The following is a 4,805-nucleotide window of genomic DNA, read 5'->3' as shown; positions in this document are numbered from 1 at the left end:
GAAGTCGGCAATTACGCGGATGTCACTACCACATCTATCTATCAGGATGCGGTCAATGTGAGAAATCAGTGGTTAGCCAACGGCTGGCCTTCCGAAATGCTAGAGATAGTTACTCCAGCTCCATTACTGATGCCGATCAGTCCTCAGGATCGACTGAGTCCTCGAGTCAAACGAGTCTATGCCGCCGTTCAACTCAAACGTCCGGTGAGTGGATTACTCTCGAGAGTGAGCCTGCGCGTGATGCATCAACTCGCCAAAGCTAAAGGCGTTCGCTTCGAAGATATTCCCGAGACGCCTGGCTTCTTCGTTCCTGAAGAACTCCAGCCTATGTGCGATCGTTTCGTTTCCGGCGACTACCGCACCACCCCCGAGGAGGAGCAAATGCTCAAGCTCAAGTACATTCACACATCTGCCAACTGGAATCATCCGCTTGGCAGGAGGGATGGAAGTGGTCTCAGAGCTGTTTACATTAACGCCCCCACGGAAGATGCAATCCGGGTAAAACACCCTCACGTACCTGACTGGACGCTTTGGTAATGAAGTTATTTGCAGCCCTGCTGTGCACGCTTTTTGTGGCCGGTTGTAATGCCGATCCGCTTTCAGCAAAGAACGACCCTAAATCTCCATGGTGGGAACTCGGTTTTACCGAACCTGACTACATGAAGGTCTGGGTTGAAGACAGCGCCGTGGAAGACATAAAGGGCAAGACGTTTCTACGCACTGGCGGTGGAATTGCATCGGGCGGGCAGCCTGAAGACGGTACAGAATCAGCCCGAGGTTGGGACGGAGTGGGTGCATCTGCCAAAGCAGTAGTAGGCGCTGATCTCCCAAAACGAATTTTCGTTCGCTGGCAGTCCATCGTGGAGCCTCAAACCTATCGCGCATGGGTGGACATACCCGAAGAAGCCAGACAATTGATGATGACCTCGGTCAACCAGCGCTGTGCGAAAACCCCAGACCAAAAAGCTACCTATATATCTTCGGTCTACCTGGGATTGGCTCCCGGAGGTGTCGTACAAGTGTGGGTTAGAGACTCCTGCCACCATCCAATCAAAGTGGCTAAAGCCCGAGCTGAAATCGAACCGCTAGGACCAAGCCAAGGTAAAACCCAAGGGCGTTACGCTTATCCTGTCAGTGAAAAGTCCAAGCGATATATCGAGAAATTCGGCATCCCTTACGGGAGTTGGTAAGCGGTAAACCAATGAAGCTATGCATTGTGGCGGCATGCGTGTTGTTCCTGAGTGGTTGCCAGTCTGCCTCTTCGCTATCCGTAAAAAACGACCCGAAATCCGATTCGTGGGAGCTTGCGTTCACCGAGCCCTATTACATGAAGGTTTGGGTTGAGGACAGTGCCGTCGAAGACATAAACGGCAAGCTATTCAAGCGCACGGGAGGAGGCACAGCCGCTGGTGGTGAACCAGAGAATGGCAAAGAGTCCGCGCGCGGTTGGCATGCGGTAGGCGCGGCTGCGAAACCAGTGATTGGTGCTGACTTGCCCAAACGCATTTACGTGCGCTGGCAATCCATTGTCGAGCCGCAGACCTATAAGGTTTGGGTGGATGTGCCTGAAGAGGCGAGGCAACTGATGGTGCAATCGGTCAGTCAGCGGTGCCCGGAAACACCAGAGGAACAGGCCAGCTACAGCGCATCTATTTATCTGGGATTGGCTCCAGGGGGCGTTGTACAGGTTTTTGTTCGGGACGAGTGCCATCGTCCTGTCAAAGTCGCCAGAGCGCAGGCAGAGGTTGAGCCGCTGGGGCCTAGCCAAGGAAAGAACCAAGGGCGCTATGCGTATCCCGTCAGCGAAAAGTCCAAGCGGTATATCGGTAAATTCGGCATACCGTACGGGAGTTGGCAGTAGACAGGCAGGAGACACTTCTCTTGCCTGCCTTCAGCGGCTTTGATCTGAGTAATCATATTTGACAGATACCGAGTCAATGTCGGGTTCAACGAAGGTCCGCTTTCGGCTGTGGATTCAACCGGTCGACGCAACAGATTGGCTAAATCGTTCTGCCGGTGTTTCGTAGTCTAGCGTTTTCCGAGGGCGGCTATTTAGCTGCCTTGCCACTTCATTGAGCGTGGCTTGCGAGTGCTCCGCAAGGTCGGTTCCTTTCGGGAAGTACTGCCTTAACAACCCGTTGGTGTTCTCATTTGATCCTCGTTGCCAAGGACGATGAGGATCGCAGAAGTAGACTTTGATATCGGTAGCCACCGTAAAGCGTTTATGGTCAGCCATCTCTTTACCGCGATCCCAGGTCAGCGATTTGTAGAGTTCTTGGGGCAAGTTACGGGCGTTTTCAATTAGGGCGCTGATGACCGTCTCGCTATCCTTACCGTCCAATTTCACTAGCATTACGTAGCGGGTATGTCGCTCAACAAGAGTGGCAATTTGGCTGTTCCTGCTACCGCACAGCAGGTCGCCTTCCCAGTGACCTGGCACCGCCCGATCCTTAGCCGCGGCCGGGCGTTCACGGATCGATACCGCGTCAGTGATTCGTCCGTGATTTTCTTTTTTTCTGCGTGTGATGACGCGAGCGACGCATGGCCCGCGTGCGCCGTAAATGCTCAAGCAACTCCTTCTTCAGAGCCCCGCGAGCCTGTATGAAGAGCGTGCGATAGATCGTCTCGTGTGACACCTGATAGCTCGTATCGTCCGGGTACGTGCGCTTCAACCAACCGGCAATCTGTTCCGGTGACCACTGCAATTGAAACTTGTCTGCAACAATTTGCGCCACCGTTCGGTTCTCAACAAGTTTGCAGACCTTGGGTCGATGGGCGCGATCCCAGGCAGCCTGATCAGCTTGATTAGCCCGGTAGCATCCTTGGCCACCGTTGCGTCTGATCTCACGGCTGATCGTAGAGGCTGCTCGCCCTAGCAACGCAGCCATGGAACGGATCGAGTTACCTGCCACCACGGCACGCGAAATCTCTTCACGCTCAGCCAACGTCAGCGCCAATCTGGATCTGCGGCGTACAGCGGGTCTGATACCGCCTGTTTCCGCCAAGATGCGCTGTATCGATGAATGGTTTCGATCAAATAGTTGGGCGACGTGCTGGAGAGAGTCGCCTTTCTGCCAGTGATCCCACATCAGTTTTTTCTGGCTTTCGGTGTAATAGATCCGAGGTCTCTGCTTCATCTGCAACACTCCTTCTGCTTACACAGAATTTAGTTGTGTTGCGTCGACCGGTTGAATCCACAGCCAAAAGCGGACATTCATAAGTATCTAGGGCCAAGAAGTAGATTTATAAATTTAATGTTCTCTGGCCTCTCCGAATGTCGTGTGGCTTAGGCCACACCTAGTGTGCGAACGATCGAATGGAGCAAAAAAAGCCAATCGAATTGCATGATTTTTCGAAAAAACGTGCCACTCTTTCGATTACACAACGAAGGGAAACGTAATGTTCAATTTTTTCAAGAAAAAGGCTGCTGAGAAAAAATCCGTATCAGAAGACCTTAAGGAAAAAGAGGGAGCCAATGTTGCGCAACCCGAAGACACCATTGACAACCAATATATTGCAGACCATCCGATTACCGGCAAGGCAGAGGATCGATTTAATCGCTCCCCTTTTGCGAGCCGCATAGCGGAGACGATAGCCACCAGAATCGATCCATCCAGTATCGTTATTGGACTCTTCGGTCCTTGGGGTGATGGTAAAACCTCCGTGCTTGAGATGATGCAAGAGACTCTTGTACCTCACACTAACGTGATTGTCGTCAGATTCAACCCTTGGCATTTCCAAAACGAAGATCTACTTCTACGTGGTTTTTTTGCGACCCTTGCCGAAGCCATGGGTAAGTCGTTACCCAGCATGAAAGAAAAAGCGGGCGAGCTATTAAAAAAATACGGTAACGTTCTATCACTTGCATCGCTAACCGTCGGTGGGATAGTCGAGATTTCACCGGGGGAAACGGTTAAAGGCTTTGGTGAGTCCATGTCCAATGTAGGATTGGATGAGCTTAGAAAGCGAATAGAGTTAATGCTCGATGAGGCAAAAAAGAGGCTTGTCATTCTCATCGATGACATTGACCGCTTAGATCGCGAAGAAACCCACGCAGTATTCAAACTAGTCAAGCTATCAGCTAGTTTTAGACACACTTCTTATGTGCTTGCCTTTGACGACGCTGTAGTTTCTGCTGCACTAGGAGAGCGCTATGGTGCAGGCGGAGCTGCTGCCGGTCGCGCTTTCCTTGAGAAAATCATTCAAGTTCCACTTCACCTACCTCCGGCGGACGAGAACAGCTTACGACAAATAGCATTGGAGGGTATTCAGAACGCGCTAAATCAAGCCGAAATCGAACTAACGCAGCCACAAGTTGACGCATTTATTAGGCATTTTGATGACGCGTTACTCTCTCAGCTCGAAACACCGCGTCGTGCAAAATTACTGTCCAATGCGCTGATGTTCGCATTACCTATTCTAAAAAATGAAGTTAATCCTGTAGACCTCATGCTCATTGAGGGGATACGGATAATTCATCCTAGTCTCTATACTGCAATACGAGAAAATTCCGAACTTTTTCTTCGCGGTGAAAATCATGAATTCCGCCAAAATCGAGAGGAGATGTCAGATCGAATTAATAACTTGATAGAGAACGCTACTCCAGATCTAACGATTGACGAGCGCGAGACCTTAAAATCTAGACTCCTAGAACCACTGTTCCCACGCATCGGCCGTTCTATTTATGGTAGTGAATGGGATGAAGGCTGGTCCAAGGAACAAAAGGTAGCATCTCGTCAATATTTCAAGCGGTATTTCACGTATAGCGTACCATTAGGTGATGTACCAGATGCTCACATTGCTGG

The 4,805-nt window shown here is 50.9% G+C and carries 3 protein-coding genes and 2 pseudogenes; 4 read left to right on the top strand and 1 reads right to left on the bottom strand.

Annotated features, from left to right (window positions below):
• From HT737_RS04615 to HT737_RS04605, 3 genes and pseudogenes are all read left to right on the top strand, one after another.
• A pseudogene (locus HT737_RS04615) lies at window positions 1-537 on the top strand (DUF2235 domain-containing protein); the annotation flags it as partial.
• Window positions 537-1,190: a DUF2931 family protein gene (locus HT737_RS04610; protein ID WP_182401635.1), complete on the top strand. Its 654-nt coding sequence runs from the start codon at window positions 537-539 to the stop codon at window positions 1,188-1,190. The pseudogene HT737_RS04615 and the gene HT737_RS04610, both read left to right, overlap by 1 nt.
• Before the next feature lie 11 nt (window positions 1,191-1,201).
• Entirely contained in the window at window positions 1,202-1,861 is a 660-nt protein-coding gene (locus HT737_RS04605) for a DUF2931 family protein (RefSeq protein ID WP_182401633.1), read from the top strand.
• A 114-nt stretch (window positions 1,862-1,975) separates the two neighbouring features.
• On the opposite strand, the pseudogene HT737_RS04600 reads toward HT737_RS04605, so the two are convergent.
• Window positions 1,976-3,137, bottom strand: a pseudogene (locus HT737_RS04600) (IS30 family transposase).
• Between the two features lie 262 nt (window positions 3,138-3,399).
• Here HT737_RS04600 and HT737_RS04595 point away from each other — a divergent pair.
• The coding region (locus tag HT737_RS04595) for a P-loop NTPase fold protein (RefSeq protein WP_220459307.1) at window positions 3,400-4,805 on the top strand (1,406 nt) is incomplete at its 3' end.

Source organism: Pseudomonas sp. MD195_PC81_125 (assembly GCF_014060985.1).
Taxonomy (GTDB): Bacteria; Pseudomonadota; Gammaproteobacteria; order Pseudomonadales; family Pseudomonadaceae; genus Aquipseudomonas; species Aquipseudomonas parakoreensis.
The sequence above is the reverse complement of the archived record's forward strand: the minus strand, read 5'-3'. Positions and strand labels throughout refer to the sequence as shown.

Excerpts from the sequence above, each read along its gene's own strand:
- HT737_RS04610 (WP_182401635.1), top strand. The coding sequence starts at position 537 with ATGAAGTTATTTGCAGCCCTGCTGTGCACGCTTTTTGTGGCCGGTTGT.
- HT737_RS04605 (WP_182401633.1), top strand. The coding sequence starts at position 1,202 with ATGAAGCTATGCATTGTGGCGGCATGCGTGTTGTTCCTGAGTGGTTGC.